The sequence below is a fragment of the Leptospira borgpetersenii serovar Javanica genome, from assembly GCF_003046425.1.
Classification (GTDB): domain Bacteria; phylum Spirochaetota; class Leptospiria; order Leptospirales; family Leptospiraceae; genus Leptospira; species Leptospira borgpetersenii.
On the sequence record NZ_QAJG01000005.1, the window covers coordinates 145,774 to 160,000 of the forward strand.

Consider the following 14,227-nt stretch of genomic DNA (forward strand, 5'->3'; position numbering starts at 1 on the left):
AGTAAGTTTCGTTTGGGCTTTCTAGTCACGTATGCCTTCTATACTGAAGGGCAACGACACCGGATTGAAAGTTCTTTGAAGCAATGAGGTCTAGTTGGAGTCTGTTTTGCGGCGTCACCGTTTCGAATAGCCGAGGTCCTTTTCCGGCGACTACCGGATGAACCACAAAATGATACTCGTCAATCAGATGATGCTGCGAAAGTTGGGACGCAATACTCAAGCTACCTACAGAAATGTCTTTTCCAGGCTGCTGCTTGAGCGCAAGCACCTCTTCAGCAACATTTGCGTGGACGATTCTCGTCTTGTGCCCGGCAACTTCTTTCAATGTCGTGGAGAATACGACTATGTCGAGCGAGTCGAACACGCGTGCAAACTCATTGGTTGCTGCGTCCTCCACTTGGTTCTTGGCGACATCGGGCCAATAGGGCACCATAAGTTGATAAGTTGTGCGGCCAAAGAGGATGACACTCGTATTGCGGAGTTGCTTCGTGAAATATTCATGCAGCTCTGCGTCGGCAATCATGTCCTCGTGGTTGCAGTACCCGTCGGTGGTAATGTTGATTCCAAAAACAACCTTTCTCATGAGAAGACCTCTCTTTTGTGATGTTTAGATGAAAAATTCGCGTACCGCCTGGTCAAACCTGCAACTGGCTGGTAGAACGTCAGTAAGACGCATAACAATAGAACTTACAGACGCCGCTGATCTCGAAGTGTTAATCACGCAAAGGAACGCAAGTATATCTTACTGAAATATCCTTCTTTTACTATGTAGTCAAGCGAGTAAAGCAATGCAGCTTTAACCCGGAGTGAGGATCGCATGAGCAATCTCGAACGGAGCGGTAAATAACGGTTTTTATTAAAATCGATTAGTATTTTAATCAACCAACATTTCCTTTAAAATCAATTTCATTTTACATATTACACTTTAGAGTATCTATAGGAGCCTTTAATGCACGCAGCTAAATATTCACCATGTGAAACTGCACTCATTAATCCTTGATGAATGGATTCAGGTACATCAAAATACTGATATGTTCCACCGTTTAAAAATTCAACTTCTAAAGTTGATGTTTCTGAATCATATCCTATTGACCTTATATTCGTTGAAGAAACATTTTCTCTTTGCATAATTTTAATTATCCTCCTTAATTCTACTAATTCGATGATTTTGTGATCTCCAGACTTCCACTATCTCTTCAAATCTTGGATCTTTTTCCATTTTTATACCCCATCCTCCAGGCACTTGCGAATCGGATTCCAATACTTCATCATAGACGATTGGATCTTGACTATCCGGTCTCCTGCTCTGTGGTGGGGGTTCAATTTGTGTACGCATAGGTAATTTAACTGCTTCACCCAAAATAATTGCCTCACCTGTTCTTAATATTGGAAGCATATTTGTTAAACCTTCTAAATTATCAGATATAGTTCCTGTAATTTGACCTCTATCCTGAGAATTTGCTAGTCTCATAGCAAAGAATGTTCCACATTGAGAGAGAATTGTTGCATTCACTTCAGAAGGTCTCTGACTTACAATCATAGCACCAATTCCATATTTTCTCCCTTCTTTTACTATTCTTTGGACAACCTTAGAAGCCATTCCTTTCGAATTTTCGTTTAAATAAATATGCGCTTCTTCCATGACAAATAGTAAAGGACGATGCCGTCCACCCTGAGATAAATCACGAGACCAAAAAAGTGCCTCATACAAAAGTCTAAGAAGAATACCGATTGTTGTATAAAGAATATCTGATGGTACACCGGATAAATCAAGAATTGTGACTGGTTTTTCACTACCTATCCAACTTTTTAATAGTGAATCTAAATCTTTCTCAACCTTTCCATCTTTATCTGGCAACAAGTCTTTCGGTTTAAAAATAAAATCATATCGAGGAATCCTCAGTTTAGAGCCAAGTAATAATAGTTGTTTTCCAAAGTTAAGCGCATTGGGTAAGTAATGTATCTTTTCCTTATCTTCACTATCATTTTTAACATTTTTAAAAATTGGAGCGATTCCCTGTATTGGATTACCCTTTTGTTCTCGGCCTTGAGAATCTAATTCATAAGCTAAATTATCAATCGGCCGTCCAGCAGGACCTTTATAATACGTGCCAAAGGTTTCTATATATAGCTGATGCCATAAATTATGAATATTAAACGGAATAGGTGAATCAACGCTTAGAGAGTCTTGTGTTACTCCTTTTTTAGGATTCTTTTCTAATGATTTTACTTTTTCGCTTTGAATTTTTTCTAAAATGATATTACGTGCCTTTTCATCACTGAACTCACCAAAGCAGACCTCACAAAGCTCATCAAAATTTAGTGCCCAAAATGGGATTTGAAGTTCATTTTCCTTGAATTTTGCCTTACTGCTTGCATTAATCTTAAAAATATTCGCTCTATCAAATAAGGCATTACCATATTCTCCGTGTAGATCTAAAATGAGAATCCTGGCAGATGGATAAAGTTCTTGATTTGATAAAGCGTTAATGATACTGGCAACCGTAGTCGATTTTCCTGAGCCCGTAGTGCCAACTATAGCAGAGTGACGAGTAACTAACTTATTAATATCAACTAGTGCAGGTATGGATTCTGCATTCGCAATATGCCCAAGCTTTACGAAATATGGTTTATCTGGTTGTCCATAAATACGATGGAGCTCTTTTTCCGACACAAGATGGATCTCATCACCTAAGGTTGGATATTGCGAAATCCCTCGTTGAAAAGTTCCATTCCTTTGACTTTCGCCAATAAGTTGGATTGTCATCCATCGATTAGCATAAGAATCAGTTTCTTTATTGCTTTCTGGCACAGAACTCGCGCCTACTTGACTAACGATGCCAAACAAATCAAAGAAACCTATCGGAATCCGAACAAAACTTCCAATTTGTCCTATACGATATCCTTGGCCATCTATATAGATAAAATCCGTTAGGGATTCTTCTGTAAGGAGAACACTAACTGTCGTACCATTTACATCTTGTACATTACCTAAGAAAGTTTCCCTATTTTTCATCTTTATACTCGAATTCTTCGCCAATCAAAGTCTTGAGAAAATCTGAAAAGATAGAAAAATCACCTAACTTTATCCAGGTTTCATATTCTTCTGGATCATCTTTCACCTTAGTTTGTGATATATAGTTATTTAAGCTTGGCTCTGGTGCTACCTTCTTTTGTATCCATGAACCCAAATTTGTTCCAATAATTGCTTTATCGAAAGTCCATACATTCAAGTTATGCCGATCTAAGGCTATCTTATATGCCTTGGCATATCTTTCCTTAGAATTATCAAGATATGTATTATACATAAGAGATAAAACCATTGCGGTCGGGTTAGATTTTAGTGCATTTACTATCGTATCGTTCAAGTGTTCATCACCAAATGAATAACCAACGATTATCAGTAGTGAAGACTTTTGCCTGATAAACATATTTAATTGCTCAATCAAAGCCAAATAAGGCATCTTCTTGCTTTCCTCATATTTCAAATGGGAGGGATAAATGAGGTGAGCAGCATCATTCTTTATTTCAGAAGATCTATAAATTATTCTTTGGCCATTTACTATTTCCTGATACCAGTTGATAGAACCATGAATTTTCCAAATTCTAGTCCAGTGACTTGGAATTAAACGGTCTGCAACAGATCGTAAGTCAAAAAAAGGCCTCCTAGCCCCTACAAAGCCATCGAAATAAGGGACTTCCAATTTCTCAAGCGCTTGCTCCATTAGTATATCGTAATTTGTTGTAAATATTTCGATTGGAACTTCACGATCAATAGAACTAATCCACTTTACCAATTTATGATAAGGTGTTTCTGTATCAGGAAGAAGAACGTCAATTTTTTTAACTATTAAATTACAAATACTTTTTTCTAATTCTGCTAAATCTGACTCATTGAATCCTCTAACACTTTCTCCTTTTGAAACTTCCAAAAGCCCGCGAATAAAGCTTAAGATATCTTCAACGTTCTCAGGACTCTTCCCCGCTTTTATTAGTTCTTGTAGTAAGGCTTTATATTTCTTATCATTTTTTAATTCATTGTTAAGCCAAACTGTTAGGTTCTTTATATCAGGAATTAATGGCCATTTATCCGGAGGCAAATCAACTGCAAGTGGGCAGCCGGATGCGATAAAAAAACCTATTGGCTTTTTATCTTGCGATAATGATTGTCTAATATACTCTAAATGGCGAACGGGATCGTGATTATTAAGCATTGTAAATTTCTCCGCATGTTTTCAAATAAAAGAAAAGCATAAATTCTACTCGTTTGGTAACTCCAAATTTTTTACAACAGGTAAGTTGCTCCTAACCCAGTCAGATCGCCATACATACCTGCCGTATTCTGAATTATTCTATGCATTTGTTTTTCTCGCTTCGACCAAATTTTTTCCATAGTGATCTTTTCAGAATCCAAATCATTCTTCATCTCTTTGAAGGTATCTCCCATGGATTCTATTCGCTGTCTAAATTCAAGACCTACTAATAGCTTATCCCAAAACTTACCTGTACTTAAGTCGCTAAATGTAAAATGTAGAGTATGAAATCGAAATTAGGACATTTAGATCCCTGAACCTATTTTGGCTAAAATTAAAAGAATTACTTCCAAAGAATAGGCGCCTCCTTTCAAACGGGGTCGTCCTCGCTTGGATGATAGAACAGCCCTTGCTGCGATATTCTATCGAGTTAAAACAGGAATTCTTTGGAGATATATGCCCCGATGTGAAGAATTTTTGATAAGATTCATAAAGAAGCTTTAAAGCTCTATGATCATTCTATTAAGATTAGGACGAAAGGAAATGGCTGATGATGAAAGTCAAGTGAGGGCTCCCAAAGGGGCTTTTCACCGGACCAAATCCGACGGATCGCGTTAAAAGACATATCCTCGTTGACCGATTAGGGGTACCAATTCGTTTGTAATCTCTCATTCCGGGACCCACGATTCTAAACTCCTCGTTCCCACGTTAGAAAACTTTCGAGTTTATAGAAATAAGAGGTTTTTGAAACCGGAAATATTATCTCTCGATAAAGCCTACATCGGACAACCAATCAAAAGTGATCTAAGGAAAAGAAAAACTCGATATAGAATCCCAAATAAAAAGAATACAAAATATCCTGAATATATTCTCCCTTTAAAAAAATTTCGATGGATCGTTGAGAGGACTTTTGCTTGGATTAACGCATTTAGAACTGCTAAAACATGTTGGGAATTTAAAGAAAATAATTATTTGCCCATTCTGAAAATTGTTTTTACTCTGATCCTATCAGAATGGCTCTTAAGTAGTTCTGGGGCCGGCTCTTAGCAATCCCGAACAAAGCGAGGAGATGAAGTTAGTCAGCGTGCGCTTATTAGAAAGGTGGAAAATATTCAATTTTGACAGCTCTATCAATGACATACCGGATAAAATCAAATTTATTTTTTGCTTTGTTCTTTATAAGACCAGCAATTATATCTGCTAATTGAATCAAAGGTTCGTTTTTACTAGATAACATTTCCATTTGTGAAATAGTCCCAATTGGAAATCCGTCAGCATTATTTCGTAGATATTCAAAAAATTCATTTTGGAACTTTGAATTTTTTCCGCCGTACTCATCAAATATTAAATTCTGTTTACATAAAATTGAGTAGCATGCTCTGCATCATCAGGATTGTTCACTAAAAAAATTCCAAGACTAGAAGATCCGATAAAAAACTCGCCTTCCTTTTTAAAAGGTATAACTATTCTGTGCTGAAATGAATTTCTATTATAAGTTCCTTGGAAAGGGATCTCTTTTATTAAATTTTCGATTTTTTTCGAATTACGAATTCCTACACAGTGCGTTGCCATAAAACGAATAAATATTGTCCTATCTTCGGCATCTTCAACGCCATCTGGCTCCCAATCTAAAGCTCTTTCAGCTAAACTCTTTTTTCTCATAAATATTAGGAATTGCGTCTAACGAAAGAGTCTCCTCGACATTGCGGTCGCGAGCGCTTTTGCACGTGTGATTGGCACGAGGTTCTCGGGGCGTCTTAGCGCCATCGCGCGAACCGAAGTGACAAAACAATGTGGCTTTAGCCCGAACGAGGGTTGCCTTAGCAATCCCGAAGCGCAGTGAGAAACCGAAGTTAGGTGAAGGTACAAATTTATAAAAATACTTCTTTAAAACCTTTTCCCGATTTTTCGAAATAAATTATATCCTTACTTTCCGTAATAGTAAAAGCATCCTGATCAAAACCATTTGATGATACGAAAATTACTTTATCAGGTTTCCATAGGGCAGCGTTATTTTCCATATCATCGTCAACAGATGAGGATAATTTCATAAAATTATATCGAATCCAGAATTGTTGGCTTTTTTGAAAAAGATTCTATATTTTAACTTTTGAAACAAGCATATTACGGTATTCTTTTCATGCTTCGAGTAGTAACTTCTGATAATTTTCACACAAAGTCATACTCTTTTGAATCAATGCTGAACCAATAAGAATCCTCCTCTCTTTTTTAAAAAGAAAAGAATTAATAAATACTAATTAAGAGTATAGTAATTTTTAAAATAATAAAATAACCGAACCTATAGCTTCGCCCCATAAGTCACATAAATTTTGAAAAAAGTAATATTCGGTAGTGTAGGGTCAAGGAAATTTCGGTAGTATCATTTTTGTCATTTTTTCCCACAAATAACGGGCAAATCTGCACGAAACAAGAATATGCTAAAATTTGATTGTATAGAACCGTCCTTAAAAAGGGATAAATGTCCAATAACGCAAATAAAATGTTTTGCAAGAATGAAGTGTAAAAAACAAAATCATGGGAAAATCCATAAAACCCGGAGAAAATGAAACCAGAAAAAAGCTCGCCCTGAACTGTTTCAAAATAGATTAGACCCAATACTAAATCATAAACATTTGTTGTGTCAATTAACGGATAGGATAACTGGGAAAAATTTAAGAAAGAATTATACAAAGAAAACGGGAAAGCCAAATACAAGATTAAGAATTGTAATCACCTCGAAATGAGTGATACGAATTCTGAATGAAGTCTCTGAGATCTACATATTTAACGTGAGTTCGGCCTAATCAATGCGAAAGGGATCGATGCGAGGTCAAGTTATTGGTACTTTACAGCGTATCCCAAAACTTAATTCTGCTTTATCAGAAAGATCAAGCTGGCAACTAAAGCGTCTCGCTTCTATTGGCGCTCGACGGGTTTTGTCCAGCCTTTGCAAGCAAAGGCTGGGTTCGCCCAAACTTTCTCATATCGAACTCACATTATTTAAAGTCAATCGTTGTCGATAAGATGGTCCTGAGTTGAATCGAAACCTTTTTTGAAACAGACTTTAAAGAAAGGCATCGATCTTCATAATTCTAAACAACTGAAAACGTTTTAATGGAAAGATCCAGAACGAATGCTTCGATAAAAATTGGTTTAGAAATATAAAAAAGGTAAGACGACTCTTATAGGGAAACATTCATTTCCTATTCTTTTTTCAAATAGGGTAAAACACCCTACTTCTCCCAGAATTTCTCTTTAAAAAACCTTGGACTTTTTTTAGTCGAAGAATGAAAAGTATACCGAGTGTTGAGGAAAATTATGATACATCTTTTGATTCTTTTTTCCATATTCTTATTTCAAGTTTGTTCGCCTACATCCGATGCGAAAACAAACGACTACTTTCTGATTCCTTTAGTTCAAGGGAATAACATCGGTTCTATCGCCGCTCATGGAAATCTAGATTCCTTAGATGTACAAGAAACACCGTTGCGGGAAAATTCTGTCAGTCTTGAATGGGCTTCGTTATATGGTGGAAATCCTAACAAAATAACCAAAGATTCTAAACTCGCAGTAGATGAAAAGGGTTTTGTTTACGTCGCAGCCGATATAGACAGCGATCCTTTTTATGATGAATTGACCAACAAGTGGATACATGGAGGTCAAGATCTGATCCTCGCGAAATATGATTCCCGGGAAAATGTAATCTGGATGCGATCCATACCAGGAGTCCTGGGCACAAAATTGAATGTTACGGGAATTGCGGTCGATCCCGAAGGAAACGCATATGTAACCGGTTCTATAATTGGTTCTCTTGAAAACATACATGTCTTGGAAAACCAAGACATGTTCGTAATTAAGTTCGACTCGAACGGAGTTATAAATTGGATCAAACAAACAGGGGTAAACGATAAAAGATATGAGGTCTCTCCCAAAAAAATCACCGTAGATACATTCGGAAATTCTTATATTGTTGGAACCTCAAACGGACCATTCGGAGGAAACAGTATAAAGAGAGGTAACGGATTTATCGTCAAACTTGATACCAACGGAAACCAGATTTGGATCGAACAACTTTCCATTCCAGGAGCGGAGATCATTCCGGTTGGAGTCGCCTTTGACAAAATTACGGGTAATATTTACATGAGCGGTTCCGGACGCAACGCAAACTTTGCGACCAATTCAACTCCCGGTATCGGAGAAAACGACCTTTTCATTCTTAAATACGATAGTAACGGAAACCGACAATTCTTTGCACAACTCGGTGTCCCTCTGAAATCAGTTTTTGGTAAGGCCATCACTGTAGATCGATTCGGAAACGTTCTTGTAGGAGGATATAGTAATGCGGATTTCGGCTTGAAACTGGATGAAACGGGTTATCTTGGAACCATTGTAAAATACGATTCATCCGGCGTTCAACAATGGATCAGACAATTCGGTCCTCCCACGGCTCAAAAGCTGACTATAATAGACGAAATAACAACCGACAGAGCAGGAAACGTCTTCACGACGGGTCAAACCAATGGATTCATCAAATTTAATGCAGGCCCTTCGGAAGGCGACCACGACGTCTTTGTAACAAAACACAGTTCTTCCGGAGAAGTCCGACGATTATGGCAGTGGGGAATCATCCGATCGACTATGGTGGGTTCGGGAATCGGAGCCGACTTTGATGGGAATCTTTATTCTACCGGATGGGCAACCCGAAACGTATTCGAGGAGCTTTTTGGAAATGAAATGATGGGAGCCATAGATACATTTCTAATAAAGTTCAGATGATTCCTTTTCAGGAACGAACGTTCCAAATATTCGTCTGGAATAAAACGAAATTTTAAACTACTCGAGAAACGTTGTTTGAAACACCTGAATTGTGTTGTGTGAGAATAAAAAAACAAATTTCAGTAATCAATTTAATTAACATGAGTTCGATATAAAGCTCTGTCCCAGTTTTGGTACGCGCTGTAAGAAAGTTTGGGCGAATCCAGCCTTTGCAAGCAAAGGCTGGACCGCGCTTTAACTCAATGTTGCTGCCTACGGTCGCAACATAATGCTCCAATTCCTTCGGAATTTCCACTACAATCGCTTTCGCATTTGTTAAACCGAACTCACGTTAATTACACGGGACAATCCGTACTTTCAAATATGGGTGTTATCTGTAAAAAAATCCTTAGGATGCAATCCACTGTGTAATTTTTTGGAATGAGGGATTACATTTTTATTAAATACTTTTGTATTTAAGCTGATTTAAATCGCAGTCGTTTTCGTCCGCATCACTTCGAATTCCCAGATAAGTGGGTTGATACAAAGAACCCCCTCTGTATGCGTACAAATAACGTACTTCTATAATATTCCTTTCTTGAGGCATTTCGAAATTAATCGGTATGGTTACGTTTCCAACATGAATCCAGGACTTTCCGTCGTAAAGACGCATGCTTACACTACGTTTTAGATTTACTGTTTCTACGCTTACCGTCGCGGTCTCGTAAAATTTGAATTTAATCTGAGCCCCTCTGCTTGCGGGTCTACCCGCTTTGTAAGGAGCACTCAAATCTTTGAATACGATTCCTTCCTTTTGTTTTTCCCGCAATTTTTCGAGAAGTCCTTTTTTGTCTTTTGTGGAGACTACCAATTCAACAAGACAAAAGGTTTTGTCCCTACCCTTTAAGATGGACTGAAGTATCGCATAACGCTCTTGGTAGGAAAGATGTTGAATATCTTTTCCGTCTTTCGAAAAAATGTCGAAAGGATAAAATACGTCTCCGACCGACTCCCCATCCAAAATAAAGTCGTCCTGAAAACCGAGAGCATATTCGTATATGATTTGTGAAATCGCGATAATTAGACCCTTGCGATTGATTCCTTCCACGTTGTCTCCGGTCTTTCGGATCATCATACGATTGCCGTCCAATTTTTCCTGAGCTCCATATTGATCATTTTCAATATACGCGGAGAGTTCCTCTTCCTCGATAGGATTGAGAAGTTGACAATGAACACCGCTTATTCGTTCTTCTTTGTTTGTATGAAGATAAGGAGTTCCGGATTCTCCTTTCGTATATCCTTTCGACATTTTGGAGTTTACGAGCTGGTTCATAATTTTTTGAGCGGATTCGTAAGAAACCGGCTTTGAAGTCTTGGTCCCGGTTTGAAGAGTACTTCCACGTCTGCCAAAAGCGAAGAGAACCACATACCCATCTCCTTCCGGATCTATATTTACATGATAAACTTTGTCACTACCGTCACCTTGATAATAAAGACTGATCTTATTTAACTCTTTAGAACTTTCTGATGGAATAGTTTCTAAATCTTGTTTTACGGTTTTCTGAGATGACGGTTCGACTTTATCCTTCGGTCGTTCTTCGATCTTTTGTGAATCAGATTTCGATTGCTTTTCAATTTTTGGAATTATAGTTTTATCTATTTCCTTTCGACTCTCCTTGTCCGATTTGGGTTTCTTATTATCATTAAGAACTGACTTTCCATTTATATCATTTTTTTCTACATAACCCTTCTTTAATTTTTCAGAGAGTATCTTACGCGCTTCTTTTAAGCAGGCTTCTTCAGTTTTAAAATTTTTAGTTTGAGATGTTCCGGCAGCGCCTGTTTTGCCATAAATAATGGTAAAGGAATTTCCCAAAACTTCTATGCTCCAAAATTTGTCCGATGTATCGCCTTTATAAGTTAGGTAGTGCTTCATAAGATCCGCTTGAAGTGTATTTTAATTTATTATTATATTTAAATTTTATAAAAACACATCCGGTTTGACGTTTTTTCGTTTTAGGATGTATTTTTTCCTTTAGCAGTAGACTATGAAACTTCTTGTGTAATCTTAGAGAAACTTTTCTGCTAAAGCACCGACTAATACAGGTGATCCGCCCCATATGCAGTTTACTTTCCGTTTTTGCGATAAATGCAAAGTCTCGCGCCTAACTTTTCAAACCCAGAAAATACACTTTTTATCTGATATATGGGGGGCCAATCGAAGTAGTAAATAATTTTTCGCATATTTCTCATTAGAGTTGTTGAAAAATTAATTCTCTGTCCGTTTCTGCTTCGTTGAAATGGATGTTTGAAGCGGTTTTGTTAATCCGAATCATGGAATTTTTCAACAACTCTATTAAATAATTTAACTCGTTAGAGAAAACATTCACGACGATCGATTGGTATTTTCGCAAATTTTATATACCGCAGGATAATATAATATATCGGGAACTGTTCTTAGGATAAAACAACTCAAGCAGAAAGATCGCTAAAGGGCACATTCTAAGATCAAATCCGCAAAGCAGAGGCGTTTTCACTCTGAGCCACAAAGTTCCTCTTTACCGTGTCATTTTCGGCTCTATAAATCAATTTACAGGAAACAAAAGAGATTCTCGAGGTTTAAAGTAAAACAATCGAAAGAGCGAAATCCGGCTGCAGATTCTAACCGATTCAAGAAATCGTAGATTTGTGAATTCCCAACGGATTTTATCGTTGGAACACTCTCGTAGGAATTCCTACATCCGAGGTTTTGGGACAGGCATAAATTCAATCCATACGGAATCAACCAAGAGACGATAAAAGTTCCATTTTACTTTTAGCGATACAGACATTCAATCTATGATAAACGCTACTTAAACGTGAGTTCGGCATAACAAATGTGAAAGCGATTATTATGCTATATCCACAAAAAGCAACACTTTAGTTTGAAACACTCAGCTAAAACGCTTTTTACAAAAGCGTTTTAGCTTGCGAGCCATTTTAGTTATGAAGTTTGCGAATGATTTGCAGAACTTTCTTATATCAAATTCACGTTACTTACGATATCTCCTAACTGATTATCTTGGGACGCCTCCAAAAATCAATAGCCTACTATCCTATCTTTTATCTCGGAAAGAGCCATCGCTTTATCTTATGGAAATCACTCTATGAAATCTAATGCGTAGTTATTAGGAAACTTACAATAAGTTTTAAATTCAAATCAATTAGAGGCTCTCATTGTAGAATCGCCTAACACAAATATGTCGTTAGTAACTATCCTTTTTCGAATTTTAATTTTGATTCTTTCTTATAGCTGATGTTATTTTTTTTGAAACAAAAAAATAACACTACAAAACTTGACAATTTTTCGATTTGATTTTAGAATTCCGGATTCTTGAAACAAGGAGAAATTAAATGAAACAAATTTTTAGTATTTTTTTCATAATATCGTTGTTAGTCGGTTGTGCTTCGGAAAGCGGAGAAAACAACAACACTTCCAAGTTGATTTTGGGAATCGTCAATCAACAACCGTTAACTCTAAATCATTCCGATCGGAAATCTTCGGAATTGGTGATTATCGATATTCCTATGCATTACGTGGATTCCATTTCAGGAAACGACTCCAACGCAGGCACAAAGTCCGCACCCTACCGCACAATCACAAAGGCAATTTTAGCCTCCAAGGCCGACGGTACAAAAATGATTTACGTTGCACCCGGAACTTACGATACCTCCATCGGGGAGACATTTCCCATTTCTATTCCGGACGGAGTCAACCTATATGGAGACTATGACGGAAAAGGTTTGGTCGGAGGCTCTTCTTCCTTTTATGCGGGGCCGCCCGGAACCACACCTAAAACAGGGCCCACTTGGATCAACGGAGGAGGATTCGATGTAAATAATACCGCTTGGAATGCTACTATCATCCCGAAAAATAACTCTCAAATTGCCGGGTTTAAAATCATCAACCCGAATCCGCTGAGCCCGGGAGGTTATTTTACAAGAGGGATTTCCATACAGAATTTCGTATCCATAAAAATTAGGAATAATACGATCACTGGGATGTCCTCGGGAGCCGGTATCTATATTGAATATTTTACCGTAACGGCTGTCGGTAGTAATACAATCTCCGGAAATCAAATCACTTCCAACTACTGGGGAATTGAAGATGGCGGCATTCGAGCTTCCTATGACAAAGTGGAGAACAATTTCATCTCTCGAAACTTCATAGGTATCTCCACTACGCAAGGACTTGATTTGGGACAGGGAACGACCGGAAGCGCAGGCAACAACACGTTTTCCTGCAATACATACGAGGATATAATGATAGGAGGAAGTAGTAACATTTCAAAGACTCAATACGCAATGAATAACTATTGGGATCATTTTGCGCCTACGATGTCTTCGACCCATATCGACGGCTTGGACATAAGAAACTATAGCAATACAACTCTCGTTTACTACGCGGGAGGAGGAGTGGCTCCAAACGCTTGTAACTAAAAAACGATCCTTCCCTCTTTTTCGATATAAAACGAGGGAAGGAGCTTCGATCAAACATTTGGAAAAAAATATTTTTGAAATAGAAAACTTTCGGCTTTCACGCAGTCCCATCCCGCTTGAGTTTTAAAATAAAAACTCCTTTAAATTCCAAAAATGGGAATCTAATTGTAAACCCGAGCAAGAGTAAATCAAAATTTCATTTACGATCACGCGGCGATATATATTTTATAAAGACTCGATTTACTTTTTTCGAATCAGCGAAACCCCGTCGGCAATCGGAACCATACTCACGTCCACGTTTAGGTCGCTACGAACAAGTCCGTTGAATTTTCGAATCCCGATCGTGGAAGGTTCCTGATGAGCCGAGTCGATCACGCTTCCGTCCCACAAAACGTTATCTGCAATCAATAAGCCACCCGGTTTGAGAAGTTTTAAAATCAAAGGATAATAGTTCGGATAATTCTCCTTATCAGCGTCCAAAAAAATCAAATCGACCGAGGAAGGTCCGAACGTAAAATCGAAAGCCCATTCCGGAGCGGATTTCGAATCCAAGAGTAGTTGCAAAGTTTCTAATGCAGATCCGATCTTCAAACGAACCTTAGGTTCAAGACCGCTTTCTTTCCAATATTTCCGAGCGACTTGAGTCCATTCTTCACTGATGTCGCAACAGAGAATTTTTCCGTCTTCCGGTAATGCGGTCGCGAAACAAAGGGAAGAATATCCCGTAAACGTTCCGATCT

The 14,227-nt window shown here is 37.9% G+C and carries 11 protein-coding genes and 2 pseudogenes (1 of these 13 cut by a window edge); 3 read left to right on the forward strand and 10 right to left on the reverse strand.

What is annotated here, in order from left to right:
- Nucleotides 1-25: 25 nt before the first annotated feature.
- The 5 genes and pseudogenes from CLV95_RS05655 to CLV95_RS05675 form a co-directional block, all read right to left on the reverse strand.
- Entirely contained in the window at nt 26-583 is a 558-nt protein-coding gene (locus CLV95_RS05655; RefSeq protein WP_002734114.1) for a dihydrofolate reductase family protein, read from the reverse strand.
- A gap of 335 nt (nt 584-918) precedes the next feature.
- Nucleotides 919-1,128, reverse strand: coding sequence for a KTSC domain-containing protein (locus tag CLV95_RS05660; protein WP_016749018.1), 210 nt, complete (start codon nt 1,126-1,128; stop codon nt 919-921).
- 4 nt (nt 1,129-1,132) lie between these two features.
- Nucleotides 1,133-3,016, reverse strand: coding sequence for an ATP-binding protein (locus CLV95_RS05665; RefSeq protein WP_002734021.1), 1,884 nt, complete (start codon nt 3,014-3,016; stop codon nt 1,133-1,135).
- On the reverse strand, nt 3,006-4,214 hold the full coding sequence (locus CLV95_RS05670; RefSeq protein ID WP_016561305.1) for an SIR2 family NAD-dependent protein deacylase: 1,209 nt from the start codon (nt 4,212-4,214) through the stop codon (nt 3,006-3,008). Before CLV95_RS05670 ends, CLV95_RS05665 begins: the two co-directional genes overlap by 11 nt.
- A 71-nt stretch (nt 4,215-4,285) precedes the next feature.
- Nucleotides 4,286-4,465, reverse strand: a pseudogene (locus tag CLV95_RS05675) (DUF2130 domain-containing protein); the annotation flags it as partial.
- A 72-nt stretch (nt 4,466-4,537) separates the two neighbouring features.
- Here CLV95_RS05675 and CLV95_RS05680 point away from each other — a divergent pair.
- A pseudogene (locus tag CLV95_RS05680) lies at nt 4,538-5,300 on the forward strand (IS5 family transposase).
- 46 nt (nt 5,301-5,346) lie between these two features.
- Here CLV95_RS05680 and CLV95_RS05685 read toward each other — a convergent pair.
- The 3 genes from CLV95_RS05685 to CLV95_RS05695 form a co-directional block, all read right to left on the reverse strand.
- The gene (locus CLV95_RS05685) at nt 5,347-5,619 is read right to left on the reverse strand and encodes a DUF3800 domain-containing protein (RefSeq protein ID WP_026053995.1); all 273 of its coding nucleotides are present in this window, start codon (nt 5,617-5,619) and stop codon (nt 5,347-5,349) included.
- A complete protein-coding gene (locus tag CLV95_RS05690) occupies nt 5,598-5,915 on the reverse strand; it encodes a hypothetical protein (protein ID WP_016749015.1) in 318 nt (105 codons plus the stop codon). The genes CLV95_RS05685 and CLV95_RS05690 overlap by 22 nt, the downstream gene beginning before the upstream one ends.
- A 209-nt stretch (nt 5,916-6,124) precedes the next feature.
- A complete protein-coding gene (locus tag CLV95_RS05695) occupies nt 6,125-6,304 on the reverse strand; it encodes a hypothetical protein (RefSeq protein ID WP_016561300.1) in 180 nt (59 codons plus the stop codon).
- A 1,267-nt stretch (nt 6,305-7,571) separates the two neighbouring features.
- Here CLV95_RS05695 and CLV95_RS05705 point away from each other — a divergent pair.
- Nucleotides 7,572-9,029, forward strand: coding sequence for an SBBP repeat beta-propeller lipoprotein, LipL53 family (locus tag CLV95_RS05705; RefSeq protein ID WP_002734128.1), 1,458 nt, complete (start codon nt 7,572-7,574; stop codon nt 9,027-9,029).
- A 439-nt stretch (nt 9,030-9,468) separates the two neighbouring features.
- Here the strand turns inward: CLV95_RS05705 and CLV95_RS05715 are convergent, their stop codons facing one another.
- Nucleotides 9,469-10,944, reverse strand: a complete 1,476-nt coding sequence (locus CLV95_RS05715; RefSeq protein ID WP_016561285.1) for a WGR domain-containing protein — start codon at nt 10,942-10,944, stop codon at nt 9,469-9,471.
- 1,457 nt (nt 10,945-12,401) lie between these two features.
- On the opposite strand from CLV95_RS05715, the gene CLV95_RS05725 reads away from it, so the two are divergent.
- Nucleotides 12,402-13,487, forward strand: a complete 1,086-nt coding sequence (locus tag CLV95_RS05725) for an LIC10774 family surface protein (protein ID WP_002734058.1) — start codon at nt 12,402-12,404, stop codon at nt 13,485-13,487.
- A gap of 240 nt (nt 13,488-13,727) precedes the next feature.
- Here CLV95_RS05725 and CLV95_RS05730 read toward each other — a convergent pair whose 3' ends face one another.
- Nucleotides 13,728-14,227: the 3' portion of an O-methyltransferase gene (locus CLV95_RS05730; protein WP_002734050.1), read on the reverse strand. It continues 196 nt past the right edge of the window; 500 of the gene's 696 nt are visible here — the last part of the coding sequence; its start codon lies beyond the right edge, outside the window — the gene reads right to left on this strand; the stop codon is at nt 13,728-13,730.